Raw genomic sequence first — 14,642 nt, forward strand, 5'->3', positions numbered from 1 at the left:
CATTTTTTTGTGCACATCTGCCATTTACCGGTTTTCTTATTCATCGTACACTGTTTATACAGAAAGCGGTTTCATAATAACAAGGTACATACTCAAGGGGGAGAATAAAAAATGGCTGAATTAAAATTAGAGCATATTTATAAAATTTATGATAAAAACGTAACGGCTGTAAAAGATTTTAACCTTCACATTGAAGACAAAGAGTTTATCGTATTCGTTGGACCATCTGGTTGCGGTAAATCAACAACTCTACGAATGGTAGCAGGCTTAGAAGAAATTTCACAAGGTGATTTCTATATCGACGATAAGCGCGTGAATGACGTTGCGCCAAAAGACCGTGATATTGCGATGGTGTTCCAAAACTATGCGTTATATCCTCATATGACTGTATATGACAACATGGCGTTTGGATTAAAGCTTCGTAAGCTTCCAAAAGATGAAATTGATCGTCGTGTAAAAGATGCTGCGCGCATTCTTGGGTTAGAGCAATATCTAGACCGCAAACCAAAAGCTTTATCAGGGGGGCAGCGTCAGCGTGTAGCATTAGGACGTGCAATCGTTCGTGACGCAAAAGTATTCCTAATGGATGAGCCACTATCAAACTTAGATGCAAAGCTTCGTGTGCAAATGCGCTCTGAAATTGCTAAGTTGCACCAACGATTAGGTACAACAACAATTTACGTTACGCATGACCAAACGGAAGCAATGACAATGGCTAGCCGCTTAGTTGTTATGAAAGACGGTATCATTCAACAAGTTGGAACGCCTAAAGAAGTATACGAAAAGCCAGAAAATGTATTCGTAGGCGGATTCATTGGTTCACCTGCTATGAACTTCTTAAAAGGAAACCTATCTGATGGTAAAATTACGGTTGGTGATTCTGTTCTTGCAGTTCCAGAAGGGAAAATGAAAGTATTACGTGACCAAGGCTATGTAAATAAAGAAGTAATTCTAGGTATCCGTCCTGAAGATTTTCATGATGAGCCTGTCTTCATTGAAGCTTCAGCTGGCACAAAAGTAACCGTTAATGTGGATGTTTCAGAGCTAATGGGAGCTGAAACAATGGTGTATGCTAAAATTGGCGGACAAGACTTTGTCGCTCGCGTAGACGCTCGTTCTGAAGTAAAAGCTCAACAAAAGCTTACTTTAGCATTAAACTTAAATAAATCTCACTTCTTTGATGCAGAAACAGAAAGCCGCATTCGTGCAGAAAAAGAATAAGAATAAAAAAAGAGAAGAGTTCCCTCTTCTCTTTTTTTATTCTTTAATGAACTTAATCTCTTCGTGCTGACATCTCTGACAATAGAAAAAGTGTGTGCAAATATGCTGCACATAATCATTTGAAATGCCGTTTTCAAGCTTTAATTCATCAATTTCCATATACGCGCTGTAATCATCGAAATAGTCGCTAATCTTTCCCATATCGCTTAACTCATAGCCACATACCTTACAATATTCAGATAAAGTAGACAGCCCATTGCAAAGCTCACATATATGCATCATTTCCTTACCCCTTCTTTACTTCGATAAGATATACATAATATGTGCAACTCCATTATTTCTACTCTACTGATCTCCATCCAAATTACCAATAATTACTAATATTTTCTTATGTATAAACTTTTAAGTGCTTTGTCATACTACTAGTAACAACAAAGCAAGCATTTACTACTGGGCTACGCCGAGGTAGGCAGATAAGTTTCTTGCTAAACTTATCGACGCTGGTTCAATTCCAGCTAGCCCAACCATACTACTATTATTTTATCTAACGAGGAGATGAATAAACATGGCAAACTACCAAAAAGCATCAAACAGCAATTCATCAAACAAGTTAGTAGCACCTGGAGCTCAAGCTGCTATCGATCAAATGAAATTCGAAATCGCAAGTGAATTTGGCGTAAACTTAGGGCCAGACACAACAGCTCGCGCAAACGGATCTGTTGGTGGAGAAATCACTAAGCGCTTAGTACAATTAGCTGAGCAACAATTAGGTGGCGGCAAGTACTAATATTTACACAATTTTATAACATGGCTATAGCACCTCAACAACTGTTGAGGTGCTTTTTATTTTTACAATAGACAAGATACGATTTCTAGTCTGCTATTTCCAATTCATTATTTGACGCTGACTGAACTTGAACATTGACTTTACGAATACGACGATTTTCAACCTCTTTAATTGTAAACGTTACGCCTTCATAACTAAAGAAATCTCCTGCAACAGGAACTCGTTCAAACTGTTCAAAAATCCAGCCACCAAGGGTATGATACGAACTTTCTGGTGCCGGCACCTCAACATATTTTAAGAAATCATCAAGGGGGATTTCCGTATTAAATTCAAACTCTGTTTCACTAATTTGATCCACATAGCGAACAGCTTCATCGTGTTCATCCCAAATTTCTCCTACAATTTCTTCTAAAATATCTTCAAGCGTCACCAGACCTGAAGTACCACCAAATTCATCTACAACGATTGCCATATGTACTTTGTTCTTCTGTAATTCAGGTAGTAAAACAGAAATTTTCATTGATTCGACTACAAACATTGGCTCACGTACTAATTCACGAAGATTTACTTCTTTTTCTTGAACTAAATATGTTAAAAAATCACGTTCTGATAAAATTCCAATAATATTGTCAATATTATCTTCATAAACTGGAATTCGCGAATATCGTTCTTCTAAAAAGATTTCTTTTATTTCATCAATCGGCTGATTGACCTCTATCGCTACCATATCGATTCTTGGTTTAAGAATTTGTCCAACAACAATTTCATTAAACTCTAACGAACGATGAACAAGCTCTTTTTCTTGATTATCAATAACGCCTTCCTCTTCACTCAGGTCAACCATTACTTTAATTTCTTCTTCAGTAACTGAAGGGCTATATTCTTTACCTGTGAATAGTTTTGACACACCAGACTTCAGCAAAACAAAAAGATAAGAGATTGGTGTTAGTACTTTAATTAAAAAGTATAAAATACCGGATATCATCAATGTAAAGCTTTCTGCATGCTCTTTTGCTAATGATTTAGGTAATACTTCACCAAAAATTAAAATTAAGATGGTCATAACTACTGTACTAATGACAAGCGCTGAATTACCGCCGAATAAATCAATTGCTACCTTCGCTGAAATAGAAGATGCAGCAATGTTTACAATGTTATTTCCAATTAAAATGGTGGATAACGCTTGGTCAAAGTTTTCAGTAATCAACAGCGCTTTTTTGCTTCCTCTTCTTTTTTCATCAGCATAGTTTTTCAGGCGTATTTTATTTACACTTGAAAAAGCTGTTTCAGCAGATGAAAAGAAAGCTGATAATAAGATAAGAACTGCCAACAAAATAATTTGACTCAGGGGTAGGTCTACCAAAGGTCATTCACTCTCCTAAAAAAATAATAAAATTTTATACTACATCATTGCGTTTACCCTTTAGTGCAAAATAGTACAAATATATCATATCAGAAACCTTTCTATTTGAAAATGAATGTCAACTGCTATGACAAACCGATTTTATTTGGCTATTTCTAGAAACTGCTTTATTATATTCTATGAAAGAAAGATTCATGCCCTTCGTATGTTTACATAAAGGAGAGATGCAATTTGGATATTGCTTTATTAGGTGCAACGGGACGCGTTGGTCAACAGCTTATTGAACTATTATTGGAAAACAATCACAAGGTAACAGCTTTAGTTCGGAATGTGCACCGCCTGCCTATTTCACATACTAACTTGAAGGTAATTGAAGGCGACGCTCGTGAAGAAAAAGTATTGGATTGTTTGTTTCAGGGACAGAATGCTGTCATTAGTACACTTAGTACCGATGGAGCTAACGTCATTTCAGAAAGCATACCTGTAATTATAAAAGTAATGACTAGGCATAGTATTGAGCGAATTATTACTGTCGGCACCGCAGGAATCTTACAATCTCGAACAGAACCTTCACTATATCGATTTCAGTCTAGTGAATCAAAGCGTAAGCTTACAAGAGCTGCTGAAGATCACCTAAAAGGGTTTTTGACCTTGAAAGAAAGTAATCTTCTTTGGACGATTGTATGCCCTACTTACTTACCTGATGGAAATATTACAGCGCACTACCGCGTTGAAAAAAACGTCCTTCCCTTAGATGGGAAAAAGATATCTACGGGTGACACCGCTCATTTTATTTATGAGGAAATGTTAAATCCGCGATTTCCCCATTGCCGAGTTGGCATAAGTGAATAGAAAACAGCATCTCGAAAGCAGAGATGCTGTTTTTGAGATGCTACTTTACGTAAGCTTCCGATAAGCCCAATGATTTGTAGGTCCATGCCCATTTCCAATTTCTAGCGTATCCTTAATCGCAGCATGGACGAAATCCGAAGCAAGCTGAACGGCTTCTAGAATAGTTGCTCCTTTAGCTAACTCGGCTGCTACACAAGCAGCAAACGTACAACCTGTTCCGTGCGTATGCTTCGTATCTACGCGCTTATGAACAATTTCATGAAAGAACTGACCGTCATAGACTAAATCAATCATCTCCTCTTGGGATTGATCGTGGCCCCCTTTTATGACTACATTTTTCACTCCAAGGCTATGAAGATTTTTGGCTGCTTCTCTTCGCTGTTCCATCGTTGTAATTTCATATCCTGTCATAATTTCTGCTTCGGGAATATTAGGCGTCACAACTTCGGATAGTGGTAGCAGTACATCATTTAACGCAACAATAGCTTCTTGCTGAAGTAATGATTGTCCGCCTTTTGCGATCATAACCGGGTCGACTACTACGTTTTTCAGTTCGTACTTATGCAGCTTATCCGCCACAATACGGATAATATCTGAGCTAAAAAGCATGCCTGTCTTAATGGCATCTGGGCGTAAATCGGTAACAACTGAGTCAATTTGCTTGGCAATTGCTTCCTCAGTGAGCGGATATACCCCTTGAACACCTAGAGTGTTTTGAGCCGTTACCGCTGTGATAGCGGACATACCAAATACTTTACGCTCTTGAAATGTTTTTAAGTCTGCTTGAATTCCGGCTCCTCCTCCGCTATCAGAGCCAGCTATTGTCAGTGCTTTTGCTACACTCATAAAAATCTTCCTTTCGTCATTTACCCAATATAACGGTGATAAAGGTTTTTTGCTTCTACTGTATCTTTTGTGCCGTGTACAAAAATTCTTCCATCCTGAAACACAACAAGACGATAATCATCAATTGCTACGGACAAAAGATATGGATTTCGGTCCACTCGGTACCCTTTACCTTTTAAATGCTGTTCTAACTCTACTATGTTAGGTGCTTGCGTTGCCTTTGCAGGGCGAATTTGTACAGTGTCACGTCCGCATAGTACAGCTGTTTTCAACTGATTTTCAAATTGAAGTGCAGGAAAAACTGGCTGCTGACCACACGATGTACATTCATCTGTTTTTAAAGCATGAACGTTCATGGTACGGTATTCATTTTTCCAAACATCAAATGATACTAGCTGTGAACGCAGTGCTCCTTGATCTTCTACAAGAATCTTTAGTGCCTCTGTCACTTGGTGTGCAACAACCATCTGTACAGCAGGGCTAATAATCCCTACCGTGTCACACGTAACCCCACCTAAAGGTACTGATTCTAACAAACATGCTAAACATGGAGTTTCTCCGGGAACGATTGTATAGCTAATCCCATAGCTCCCCACACACGCTCCATAAATCCAAGGAATTTGGTGTTTTTGTGATAAGTCATTTATTACAAGACGTGTATCAAAGTTATCCGTAGCATCAATTATTAAATCAACGTTTTCCAGCAGCTGTTCAATAAATTGAGGCGTACCGTCTGCTACGTGTGCTTCAATATCAACATCTCCATTAATCTCAGCGAGCCTTTCTGAAGCAGCTACTGCTTTTGGAATACGATTAGCTGCATCTCTCTCACTATAAAGCTGCTGACGCTGCAAATTGCTCCACTCTACATAATCTCGGTCAATGATTGTTAACTTTCCAACCCCAGCTCGAACAAGCGCTTCTGCATTTCCTGTCCCTAGAGCACCTGCTCCAATTAATAAGATATGCTTTTGTGATAATTTTTTCTGTCCTTCTTTGCCAATCGGGGAAAAGAGCTCTTGACGTGAATAGCGCGCTGTCACCCCATACTCATCCCTTCTGTTGGGCTACTTGCGACCGCATATTCTTTAAATGGAATACGACCAGCTAAATAAGCATCACGCCCCGCTTCGATTGCAAGCTTCATCGCGCGAGCCATTTTCACAGGATCTTTTGCGCCTGATACAGCGGTGTTTAGTAAAACAGCATCCGCACCTAGCTCCATTGCCTTGGCAGCATCAGAAGCTGTACCAATGCCCGCATCTACAATAACAGGCACCTTAGACTGTTCAATAATAAACTGCAGGTTCAACGGATTAATAATCCCTTGTCCCGACCCAATTGGAGAAGCTCCAGGCATAATAGCATGAACACCTAGTTCCTCAAGCCTTCTAGCAAGTACAACATCATCAGACGTATACGTTAATACTGTAAAACCTTCTTTTAACAACTCTTCACTTGCTTTTAACGTTTCAACAGGGTCTGGCAATAACGTTTTATCACAGCCAATCACCTCAACCTTGACCATATCACACAACCCAGATGCCTTTGCCAGCTTCGCAATTCGAACCGCTTCTTCGGCATTTTTAGCTCCAGCTGTATTTGGTAAAAGCGTAAACCTTTTAACATCAAGAGCTTCAAGCAAGTTAGGCTGAGACTGATCAAAAATATCCATTCTCCTCACTGCAAATGTTAAAATCTCTGTTTCTGATTCTTCTACTGCTTGACGCTGCGTCGTATAATCTGGAAACTTCCCTGTACCTAAAAGTAAACGAGATGCAAATTCATATTTTCCTATTTTCAACATAACTTTCATCCTCCTCCTACAAATGAAACAATCTCTAGTAAATCGCCTTCTGACAATGAGGCTTTTTCATGATCTTGCTTTTGTAAAATCTCTTTATTTAACTCGACAATCACTACTTTCTCATGTAAATCCCTTGATTCTAATAACTCAGAAACCGTTTGAATTGAGGAATCTATCTCAACGCTCTTTCCATTAATCACTAAGTTCAATACGTTCCCTCCATTTCTCTTTGTAAGCGAAAAGCTGAAAAAAAGGAATGTTTTGGATTCTCACCTTTCATTTGCTCCGCCATGATTTTACCTGTGATTGCACTTAGTAAAATACCATTTCGATAGTGTCCACATGCTAAATAAACATTATCTAATTCCGGGTGCTGTCCTAAATATGGCCAACCATCTACAGTTTGTGGACGAAGCCCTGCCCATGCTTTTTCAAATGACGCCTCTGCAAGTGATGGAACAAGAGAGATTGCTTTGCTAATTAAAAATTCAATAGCTTCTGCAGATACGTGCTTCGTGTAATCATGGGGACGCTTTGTAGCTCCAATCACTATTCTTCCTCCTGCTTTTGGAACAACATAAAATCCTTCATCTAAAAATATGGTCTTTTGAATGCTTGGTTGATTGGTCGTGAGGGATATACACTCACCTTTAATAGGAAACAAATGCTTTGGCTGAATAGCCGTCACCAGATCTTTCGTCCAAGCACCGGCGCTTACCATCACTTGGTCACTGTAGAAGTTGCCCGCTGATGTCCGTACGCCAACTACCTTTTTGTTATCGTATATAAGCTCATGAACATGACAGTTCTCATAAATAGCTGCCTGATGGTACAAAGCTCCGTGTACCAAAGCTTGGGTTAACTTAGCTGGCATCAGCTGGCCATCTTTTGGAATGCTAATAGCCCCGTATGTATCAGGGGTTAACAACGGTTCAGCTTCCCTTGCTGCGTCAGGAGATAACCACTTCACTTCCGAATCCCACCGCCTGTGACGCTCTGCTTTGGCTTTTAGCAAACCTGCTTCCGCTTCAGTTGCTGCTACTTTTAATAGTCCTTTTTGAATGAACTCAACATCAATATTCGTTTTTTCTTTTAATTCAGCAACGAGATTCGGAAAAAGCGACCTACTTTGAATGGCTAGCTCTAAAAGCGGCCCTTCTTCATCAATTTCAGCTTGCGCACCTAATATTCCAGCAGCTGCTCCCGATGCTTCACAACCAATCTGGTTTTTTTCTAAAATTGCTACTTGATATCCCATTTTAGAAAGGTGATACGCGGTTGAGGCTCCAATGACCCCGCCACCAATAACGAGTGCATCATAATGTATTTGCATATGTATCACTCCACCTCCTTAGTTGTTCATCATATTCCTTCGCTGCCTGTAGCGGGTTTTCATCTTGAAATACACCCGACATAACAGCGATGCCGTGTGCACCTGTGCTCAATACTTCGCTCACATTGCAAGGCATAATTCCCCCGATGGCAATTACGGGTATTTTCACTGAACGAACCACTTGATTTAACCGTTCAAGCCCTCGAGGTGTTTGACCAAGCTTTGACTTTGATGGATACACATGACCATAAATGACATAATCAACACCTGTTTGTTCAGCTTCCTGTGCTTCTTTAATACTGTGTACGGATTTACCAACAATCAATGGCTGAAAATGTGCTTTTACCCCTTGAACACTTAGACTGTGATAAGCCAAGTGCACACCCTTTACATGAGAGGCAAAAGCTACATCTACTCGATCGTTAACAATTAGCTTTGAAGCGTGCACGTCTTTTTTGAGTTCTTCAATGAGCATTTCTAACTCTCGTGCCGTTCGCTCTTTTTCTCGAATATGGATAGCTCCTACATACGGGTCAATATCTCTGCTAATTTTCAGAAGCTGTTCAAAGGACTGTTTCCCTGTTGACACAGCATGTAGTTTGGGTATCATAGCATCCTCACCTTTATTTCGACATAAACGCAAAAAAACCACTCTACAACGTAGAGTGGTTGGCATGCATTCATTATGTAAACATGGCTCATCCACTTCCCTACGCTGGTACAAACCAGATCAGGTTCAAAGGGTCCGAATTTTTTCGTCTCAGCCATAAAGGCTCCCCTAGTGATTTTTTCTAATATTTTCACTTTTCATTTAGAAGTATAACATATTTGTGAGTGATTACAACCTACTGGACCATTTTTCTCATGTACCGAGCTAATAATCTTCGAGCTCTTTTTCTTTTTCCCTATGCTCTTCCCATAGAAATGAGCCAAGTAAGGTAGCAAAAGTTAGGATATAAAATCCGTAGAATAACAAGGCAGCTATGCTGTTAACCATTAAAAAGATAAAACTAATGACTTGTCCTGCAATTGTTACAATCAATAAAATATATTTCCATACTTCACGTTTTCTCATTAAACTTATCTCCACTTTTCAAATCCTAATTTCAATGCTCTTTTCTCTATTATAACAAGTTTCGAGTATGAGTAAGGAATATCTAATCAAAATAAAACAATTGTCCCAAAAACAATAAGGGAAGAACGTAAATTTTGTTAAAATATCATCAGCTATCTACTTATTCCCTTTCCTTTTTATTCATAAACTAATGATTTTTAATATGATAATCCCAACCTTTTCCTGATGCTCTACAAAGTACATAAACCCTTTGAGAACAGCCATACTATCTATTAGAAGTTTTTTTTATTGACTTTTAACTTCTTCTTGTTTAATATCAATTACGCTATCAAGAAATATAATTCCTATCAAATTACTGGGGGTTTAACAAAAAATGAAAAAATTAGTTGCATTTTTATCTCTTTTATTAGCGTTCACAGTTGTGTTAGCAGCTTGTGGGTCAAATGAAAAAGAAACAAATAACGCAAGTAAAAGTGATCAAGATTTATACGAAAAAGTAAAAGAAGACGGCGTTCTAACAATTGGAACAGAAGGTACATACCCTCCATTTACGTTCCATGACGACTCTAATAAGTTAACAGGCTTTGACGTTGAAATTGCACAAGAAGTTGCAAAGCGCCTTGGTGTGAAAGCTGAATTTAAAGAAACACAGTGGGATGGAATGTTTGCTGGTTTAGACGCTAAGCGTTTTGACATGATTGCTAACCAAGTTGGAATTCGTCCAGACCGCGAAGAAAAATATGATTTCTCTGACCCATACATTGAGTCTGCAGCGGTGCTTGTTGTTCGTGAAGACAATAATGAAGTGAAATCATTTGAGGACATGAAAGGTAAAAAGTCTGCACAATCACTTACAAGTAACTATGCTGATTTAGCAAAAAAATATGAAGCTGAACTAGTAGGTGTTGAAGGATTCACGCAATCAGCTGAGTTAATCGTTTCAAAACGTGTAGACGGTACAATTAATGATAAATTATCATTCTTAGACTATAAAAAACAACGTCCAAATGCACCTGTAAAAATTGTAGATGAAGCAGAAGACGCATCAGCAAGTGGATTAATGTTTCGCAAAGATAGCGGTAAGTTAGTGGAAGAAGTAAATAAAGCTTTAGCAGATATGCAAGAAGACGGCACATACGCTAAAATTTCTGAAAAATGGTTTGGTGAAGATGTTTCTCCTAAATAGTATCTTTACTGACCCTGAGCGTGCAGAGCGCTTAATCTCTATTGCTCAATCCTCCCTCTATCCAATGATAGAGGGAGCTATTCAATATACTATTCCACTAACGCTTATTTCATTTATACTAGGCCTTATTTTAGCTATTCTTACAGCGCTTGGACGCTTATCTTCTATAAAAGTATTTAATATAATTGCGCGCGTATACGTGTCACTGATTCGAGGGACACCTTTACTAGTGCAATTATTTATTATTTTCTACGGGTTGCCAACGCTAGATATTACAATTGATCCATTTGTTGCCGCAGTAATTGGGTTTTCATTAAACGTAGGTGCGTACGCATCTGAAATCATCCGTGCTGCGATTTTATCGATTCCTAAAGGGCAATGGGAAGCTGGTTATTCAATTGGGATGACATATACTCAAGCTTTAAAGCGTATTATTTTACCCCAAGCTGCTCGCGTATCCATTCCGCCTTTATCGAATTCATTCATTAGCCTTATTAAAGATACGTCGCTAGCATCTCTTATTTTGGTAACCGAAATGTTTCGTCGTGCACAAGAAATTGCGGCCACAAACTATGAATTTTTATTACTTTATACGGAAGCGGCTCTTTTATACTGGATTATGTGTACCATTCTTTCCATTGTTCAAGGACGAATTGAAGCGAAGCTTGACCGTTATGTCTCAAGATAACTGTATTAAAAAAGGAGTTTATTAGCGTGATTAACATTACGAACCTTCATAAATCATTTGATGATTTACACGTATTGCGAGGAATTGATTTAAACATCGAGCAGGGTAAAGTAGTGGTTCTAATCGGTCCTTCAGGTTCCGGAAAAACAACGTTTCTTCGCTGTTTAAACTTGCTGGAACTTCCTACTGATGGCAAAATCATCATCGATAATCAAGAAGTAAGCTTTGAGAAAAAGTTACCAAAGCAAAGGATAACATCTTTTCGTAGCTTAACGGGAATGGTATTTCAAAACTATAATTTATTTCCTCATAAAACAGCGCTTGAAAATGTTATGGAAGGGCCTGTTATTGTAAAGGGTATTTCAAAACAACAGGCGAAAGAACGCGCTGTTTCCCTGCTACAAAAAGTTGGACTAGGAGACAAGGTTAATTTTTATCCATTTCAATTATCAGGAGGACAACAGCAGCGTGTGGGTATCGCTCGAGCAATGGCTATGGACCCTAAAGTAATGCTATTTGATGAGCCTACATCTGCTTTGGATCCTGAGCTTGTAGGCGATGTTCTAAAAGCAATGAAAGATTTAGCAAGAGAAGGCATGACCATGGTTGTGGTCACACATGAAATGCGCTTTGCTCGAGAAGTGGCAGACGAAGTAATCTTTATGGATCAAGGCGTAATCATGGAGCGTGGAACGCCAGAAGAAATTTTCAAAAACCCTAAAGAAGAGCGAACTCGTCGCTTTTTAAATATGATTCAATAAAAGGCTGCTGAACTGCAGCCTTTTGCATTATCTGCATCGTATTATACTTTTGAATTTTTGTCTTTTATAATAAATATAAGCTCGAAGATATGAAGGGAGACAGAACGGCATGGAAAATTTTAAAGCTCTTGTCTTAACAAAAGAGAACGAACAAGTTCAATCTACTATTCAAACGCTCACGCTCGACGAGTTACCGCAAAGCGATGTTCTCATCAAAGTTCACTACTCAGGTATTAACTATAAGGATAGCCTAGCTAGTATTCCAAACGGAAATATTGTCAAAGCCTATCCCTTTGTACCAGGAATTGATTTAGCAGGTACGGTTGTTTCTTCTAATAATCCTCGCTTTAAAAGCGGTGATGAAGTCATTGCAACCAGCTACGAAATTGGAGTCTCTCATTACGGTGGCTATAGTGAATACGCTCGCATCCCTGCAGACTGGATTGTTCCTCTTCCCGATGGACTAACCTTAAAAGAAGCTATGGTAATTGGAACAGCTGGCTTTACAGCTGCTTTATCTGTAAAAAAGCTCATTGATTCGGGCTTGAAACCAAAGGATGGCCCTGTCCTAGTCACTGGCGCTACAGGTGGTGTAGGAAGCTTTGCCGTTTCTATTTTATCAAAGATGGGTTATGAGGTTGCTGCTAGCTCTGGAAAAGCTTCTAGTGCCACCTATTTAACAAAGCTTGGAGCTACCACTCTTTTAACTAGAGAAGATGTTTACAACGGTAAAGTCAAAGCCTTAGCAAAAGGAAAGTGGGCTGCTGCAGTCGATAGCGTAGGGGGTGAAACGCTCGCAAGCGTGCTATCCCAAATTCAATATGGTGGTTCTGTTGCAGCTAGTGGCTTAACGGCTGGAACAGCCGTCCCAACTACAGTTTTCCCGTTCATCTTACGCGGAGTGAACTTACTTGGTATTGATTCTGTCTATTGCCCATTGTCCCTTCGAAACGAGACATGGAAGCTGCTAGCAACAAGCTTTAAGCCAAATCAGCTTGAAGACTTCATCCAAGAAGAAATCTCTCTTAATGATGTACCTAACTATCTTCCAATGCTGCTTGAAGGACAAGCTCAAGGTCGTATACTTATTAGACTGTAGATATACAAAAAGGAGAAGCGAATGCTTCTCCTTTTATTATAAATGCTTTCGGTGTACTGTTTTCCCGTCATACGTAAAGGCGATTGGCTTTTCTTCCATTACGGTTTCTAGATGCACAGGTCTGCCCCACAATTGATACAAATACGGCACAACCTTCTCTAAATACTTGACGTCTAGTTCAATTCCTTCATACCAATGTTTTAAGTATAGCTCTCCATTTTTCAAGTAATCACCATTCGTGACTGTAATATACGGAAAACCACCGTTTACGCGCATGTTAACAAGTTGATCTCGCACTTCTGTCCAGTCTTTATCTACAATCTTATAATCTTTCCCTTGCTTTTGAAATAAGTACATATCCTCTCTCATGACAAGGTCTTTTGTTAGGTAATTTCGAATAAATGAGATATCCGATTCAACTTCCCTAACCTCAAACATTTTTTCCCGTCCTGAACCTTTTTGAATGCCGCGTCGCTGCATTTCGGCAGTAGGATTATCATATCGTTCTTCAATGTCTTCAAAAATCTTCAAGCCCAAATAATATGGATTGATGCTTGTTCTAGACGGTTGAACAACACCTGCATTTAGTTTTGCAAATTCAATAGCTTCATCGCTTGTTAAATCCATTTCACGAATGATTCGCTGATGCCAATAAGATGCCCAGCCTTCGTTCATAATTTTTGTTTCAAGCTGCGGCCAAAAATACAGCATTTCTTCTCTCATCATCGTTAAAATGTCGCGCTGCCACTCTTCTAAGTATGGGCTGTATTGTTCAATAAATAAAAGAATATCCTTCTCTGGCTGAGGTGGAAATTTCTTAAACTTCTCCACTTGACGAGTTTTCTTTTTCCCACGTGAGTCTAAGCTCCATAAATCATCGTATGGTGATGAAACTTCTTCCTGCTCTTCTTCTACATCATCCATGCTCCATGACAGTTTTGCCCTCATTAAAGATGGATCAATATGCTCTTGAATCGATAAAATTGCATCTAAGAACTTCTCTACTTCTCGCTTGCCATATTGTACTTCATATTCTTTAATACGATCTGCAGTTGCAGCCATGCTTTCAACCATATCTCGTTTAGAATTCGCAAAGCGGCTGTTGTTTTTAAAGAAGTCACAATGGGCTAAAACGTGAGCTACAATAAGCTTGTTTTGAATCAGTGCATTTGAATCAAGTAAAAATGCATAGCAAGGATCTGAGTTAATAACTAGTTCATAAATTTTGCTTAAACCAAGGTCATAATGAAGCTTCATTTTATAGAACTGCTTTCCAAAGCTCCAGTGAGAAAACCTTGTAGGCATGCCATATGCGCCAAATGTATAAATAATATCAGCTGGACAAATCTCATATCTCATTGGATAAAAATCTAAACCAAATCCTGTTGCAATTTCAGTAATTTCGTCAATCGCTCGATGTAGTTGTTTATAGTCCGCTTCTTTCACTACAACTCCCCCTTTATATCCCTTAATTCAATCTATGTCCTAATGACGCAAATCATGTGTTTTGAATCAGGTTCTTTATAAGAAATTGGGAAGGTAGTACTTTATTTTCACACAAAACAATTCATTCTAATGTCATTTTTGCTTCCTAACCGTTATTTATACATTGGTCTTTTGACCA

Annotated in this window: 17 protein-coding genes, 1 tRNA gene and 1 riboswitch; of the genes, 8 read left to right on the plus strand and 10 right to left on the minus strand. The window is 38.8% G+C overall.

Features of this window, described 5'->3' with window-relative positions:
• Positions 1–111 precede the first annotated feature (111 nt).
• Positions 112–1,221 carry an ABC transporter ATP-binding protein gene (locus V2145_RS16230; protein ID WP_330988007.1) on the plus strand — a complete coding sequence of 370 codons (1,110 nt, stop codon included), beginning with the start codon at positions 112–114 and terminating at the stop codon, positions 1,219–1,221.
• A gap of 36 nt (positions 1,222–1,257) precedes the next feature.
• Here V2145_RS16230 and V2145_RS16235 read toward each other — a convergent pair whose 3' ends face one another.
• Positions 1,258–1,500 (minus strand): hypothetical protein, encoded by a 243-nt coding sequence (locus tag V2145_RS16235; protein ID WP_094912735.1) that lies wholly within the window; start codon positions 1,498–1,500, stop codon positions 1,258–1,260.
• 172 nt (positions 1,501–1,672) lie between these two features.
• Between V2145_RS16235 and V2145_RS16240 the strand changes: the two genes are divergently transcribed.
• Together V2145_RS16240 and V2145_RS16245 are read left to right on the plus strand one after the other, a co-directional pair.
• A tRNA-OTHER gene (locus V2145_RS16240) sits at positions 1,673–1,748 on the plus strand.
• 38 nt (positions 1,749–1,786) lie between these two features.
• A complete protein-coding gene (locus V2145_RS16245) occupies positions 1,787–2,008 on the plus strand; it encodes an alpha/beta-type small acid-soluble spore protein (protein WP_025907811.1) in 222 nt (73 codons plus the stop codon).
• Between the two features lie 85 nt (positions 2,009–2,093).
• Here V2145_RS16245 and V2145_RS16250 read toward each other — a convergent pair whose 3' ends face one another.
• The gene (locus tag V2145_RS16250) at positions 2,094–3,371 is read right to left on the minus strand and encodes a hemolysin family protein (protein ID WP_094912676.1); all 1,278 of its coding nucleotides are present in this window, start codon (positions 3,369–3,371) and stop codon (positions 2,094–2,096) included.
• A gap of 231 nt (positions 3,372–3,602) precedes the next feature.
• On the opposite strand from V2145_RS16250, the gene V2145_RS16255 reads away from it, so the two are divergent.
• Positions 3,603–4,223: an NAD(P)-dependent oxidoreductase gene (locus V2145_RS16255; RefSeq protein WP_330988008.1), complete on the plus strand. Its 621-nt coding sequence runs from the start codon at positions 3,603–3,605 to the stop codon at positions 4,221–4,223.
• A gap of 45 nt (positions 4,224–4,268) precedes the next feature.
• Here the strand turns inward: V2145_RS16255 and thiD are convergent, their stop codons facing one another.
• The 7 genes from thiD to V2145_RS16290 form a co-directional block, all read right to left on the minus strand.
• Complete coding sequence (thiD, locus tag V2145_RS16260) at positions 4,269–5,069, minus strand: bifunctional hydroxymethylpyrimidine kinase/phosphomethylpyrimidine kinase (RefSeq protein WP_094912674.1); 801 nt, start codon at positions 5,067–5,069, stop codon at positions 4,269–4,271.
• Positions 5,070–5,089: 20 nt separating this feature from the next.
• Entirely contained in the window at positions 5,090–6,112 is a 1,023-nt protein-coding gene (locus V2145_RS16265; RefSeq protein WP_094912673.1) for a thiazole biosynthesis adenylyltransferase ThiF, read from the minus strand.
• On the minus strand, positions 6,109–6,876 hold the full coding sequence (locus V2145_RS16270) for a thiazole synthase (protein WP_094912734.1): 768 nt from the start codon (positions 6,874–6,876) through the stop codon (positions 6,109–6,111). Before V2145_RS16270 ends, V2145_RS16265 begins: the two co-directional genes overlap by 4 nt.
• A 5-nt stretch (positions 6,877–6,881) precedes the next feature.
• Entirely contained in the window at positions 6,882–7,085 is a 204-nt protein-coding gene (thiS, locus tag V2145_RS16275) for a sulfur carrier protein ThiS (RefSeq protein WP_094912672.1), read from the minus strand.
• Entirely contained in the window at positions 7,082–8,209 is a 1,128-nt protein-coding gene (gene thiO / locus V2145_RS16280) for a glycine oxidase ThiO (RefSeq protein ID WP_311859452.1), read from the minus strand. Before thiO ends, thiS begins: the two co-directional genes overlap by 4 nt.
• Positions 8,193–8,819, minus strand: coding sequence for a thiazole tautomerase TenI (gene tenI, locus V2145_RS16285; RefSeq protein ID WP_094912670.1), 627 nt, complete (start codon positions 8,817–8,819; stop codon positions 8,193–8,195). The genes thiO and tenI overlap by 17 nt, the downstream gene beginning before the upstream one ends.
• A gap of 80 nt (positions 8,820–8,899) precedes the next feature.
• A riboswitch (TPP riboswitch) is annotated at positions 8,900–8,999 on the minus strand.
• 84 nt (positions 9,000–9,083) lie between these two features.
• Positions 9,084–9,284: a hypothetical protein gene (locus V2145_RS16290; protein ID WP_094912669.1), complete on the minus strand. Its 201-nt coding sequence runs from the start codon at positions 9,282–9,284 to the stop codon at positions 9,084–9,086.
• 373 nt (positions 9,285–9,657) lie between these two features.
• On the opposite strand from V2145_RS16290, the gene V2145_RS16295 reads away from it, so the two are divergent.
• The 4 genes from V2145_RS16295 (at position 9,658) to V2145_RS16310 (ending at position 13,018) form a co-directional block, all read left to right on the plus strand.
• Positions 9,658–10,470 carry an amino acid ABC transporter substrate-binding protein gene (locus tag V2145_RS16295; protein ID WP_094912668.1) on the plus strand — a complete coding sequence of 271 codons (813 nt, stop codon included), beginning with the start codon at positions 9,658–9,660 and terminating at the stop codon, positions 10,468–10,470.
• Positions 10,454–11,158: an amino acid ABC transporter permease gene (locus V2145_RS16300; RefSeq protein ID WP_094912667.1), complete on the plus strand. Its 705-nt coding sequence runs from the start codon at positions 10,454–10,456 to the stop codon at positions 11,156–11,158. The genes V2145_RS16295 and V2145_RS16300 overlap by 17 nt, the downstream gene beginning before the upstream one ends.
• Positions 11,159–11,184: 26 nt before the next feature.
• Positions 11,185–11,919 carry an amino acid ABC transporter ATP-binding protein gene (locus V2145_RS16305; protein ID WP_094912666.1) on the plus strand — a complete coding sequence of 245 codons (735 nt, stop codon included), beginning with the start codon at positions 11,185–11,187 and terminating at the stop codon, positions 11,917–11,919.
• A gap of 109 nt (positions 11,920–12,028) precedes the next feature.
• Positions 12,029–13,018: an acrylyl-CoA reductase family protein gene (locus tag V2145_RS16310; protein WP_094912665.1), complete on the plus strand. Its 990-nt coding sequence runs from the start codon at positions 12,029–12,031 to the stop codon at positions 13,016–13,018.
• 36 nt (positions 13,019–13,054) lie between these two features.
• Here V2145_RS16310 and V2145_RS16315 read toward each other — a convergent pair whose 3' ends face one another.
• The gene (locus V2145_RS16315; protein WP_094912664.1) at positions 13,055–14,464 is read right to left on the minus strand and encodes a SpoVR family protein; all 1,410 of its coding nucleotides are present in this window, start codon (positions 14,462–14,464) and stop codon (positions 13,055–13,057) included.
• Between the last annotated feature and the right edge of the window lie 178 nt (positions 14,465–14,642).

Origin of the sequence: Priestia sp. GS2 (assembly GCF_036409025.1) — a bacterium.
In the GTDB taxonomy this organism is placed as follows: Bacteria; Bacillota; Bacilli; order Bacillales; family Bacillaceae_H; genus Priestia; species Priestia aryabhattai_A.

Excerpts from the sequence above, each read along its gene's own strand:
- V2145_RS16235 (WP_094912735.1), bottom strand. The coding sequence starts at position 1,500 with ATGCATATATGTGAGCTTTGCAATGGGCTGTCTACTTTATCTGAATAT.
- V2145_RS16245 (WP_025907811.1), top strand. The coding sequence starts at position 1,787 with ATGGCAAACTACCAAAAAGCATCAAACAGCAATTCATCAAACAAGTTA.
- V2145_RS16270 (WP_094912734.1), bottom strand. The coding sequence starts at position 6,876 with ATGTTGAAAATAGGAAAATATGAATTTGCATCTCGTTTACTTTTAGGT.
- V2145_RS16310 (WP_094912665.1), top strand. The coding sequence starts at position 12,029 with ATGGAAAATTTTAAAGCTCTTGTCTTAACAAAAGAGAACGAACAAGTT.
- thiO (WP_311859452.1), bottom strand. The coding sequence starts at position 8,209 with ATGCAAATACATTATGATGCACTCGTTATTGGTGGCGGGGTCATTGGA.
- V2145_RS16295 (WP_094912668.1), top strand. The coding sequence starts at position 9,658 with ATGAAAAAATTAGTTGCATTTTTATCTCTTTTATTAGCGTTCACAGTT.
- thiD (WP_094912674.1), bottom strand. The coding sequence starts at position 5,069 with ATGAGTGTAGCAAAAGCACTGACAATAGCTGGCTCTGATAGCGGAGGA.
- V2145_RS16300 (WP_094912667.1), top strand. The coding sequence starts at position 10,454 with ATGTTTCTCCTAAATAGTATCTTTACTGACCCTGAGCGTGCAGAGCGC.
- V2145_RS16290 (WP_094912669.1), bottom strand. The coding sequence starts at position 9,284 with ATGAGAAAACGTGAAGTATGGAAATATATTTTATTGATTGTAACAATT.
- tenI (WP_094912670.1), bottom strand. The coding sequence starts at position 8,819 with ATGATACCCAAACTACATGCTGTGTCAACAGGGAAACAGTCCTTTGAA.
- V2145_RS16230 (WP_330988007.1), top strand. The coding sequence starts at position 112 with ATGGCTGAATTAAAATTAGAGCATATTTATAAAATTTATGATAAAAAC.